Annotated in this window: 1 protein-coding gene and 1 pseudogene; one reads left to right on the top strand and one right to left on the bottom strand. The window is 65.7% G+C overall.

Annotated elements, in window-relative coordinates; all coding sequences use genetic code 11:
• Nucleotides 1-135, top strand: a pseudogene (locus A9X03_RS28800) (TetR family transcriptional regulator); the annotation flags it as partial.
• On the opposite strand, the gene A9X03_RS23640 reads toward A9X03_RS28800, so the two are convergent.
• A partial coding sequence (locus A9X03_RS23640; protein ID WP_231975450.1) for a pyruvate kinase occupies nucleotides 73-641 on the bottom strand: 569 nt, incomplete at its 5' end. The pseudogene A9X03_RS28800 and the gene A9X03_RS23640 sit on opposite strands and share 63 nt — an antisense overlap.

The raw sequence follows: 641 nt of genomic DNA, 5'->3' as shown, positions 1-641 counted from the left end.
ACCGCGGAGTCGGCCGCGGACGCGATCGTCGGTGGCGTGGTCTACCCGATCCTCTCTGACCCGCAAGGATATTCACGACGCCGAGCCGAGCGCACGACCCGCATCATCGTCGGCGCCCTGACCGGTGGTGGCTGACCAGGACCGCAGCGGGCGCAACAACGCGTTCTTCTTGTAGTAGTGGTCGGCCATTCGCCGCATGATGTTGTCGAGCACCGTGACTGCATCGTCGAGGAATGGGCCCTTGTTGAGCATCACGCATTCGGCACGTTCGCTCATCGCGGCATCGCTGATCTCCGCGCGTGAGGGCAGACCGGTCTTGGCGAGTTGCTCGAGGACTTGCGTCGCCCAGATCACCGGCAGGTGTGCGGCTTCGCACAGCCACAGGATTTCCTCCTGCAACTCGGCCATCCGCTCGTAGCCGCACTCGACCGCGAGGTCGCCGCGGGCGATCATCACCCCGACCCGCGGCCGGCGCATCGCGGTGAGCAACAGCTGCGGCAGGTGCTCGAAAGCACGCCGGGTCTCGATCTTGAGCACGATGCCCAATCGGTCGGCTCCGAGTCGGTCAAGCTCAGCCAACAGCCGGTCGACGTCGGCCGGGTTACGGACGAACGACAAGTCCACCAGGTCGGCCAGTTCGA

This window comes from Mycobacterium sp. E1715, assembly GCF_001667625.1.
GTDB lineage: Bacteria > Actinomycetota > Actinomycetes > Mycobacteriales > Mycobacteriaceae > Mycobacterium.
This window is presented reverse-complemented; position numbering and strand designations above follow the sequence as displayed.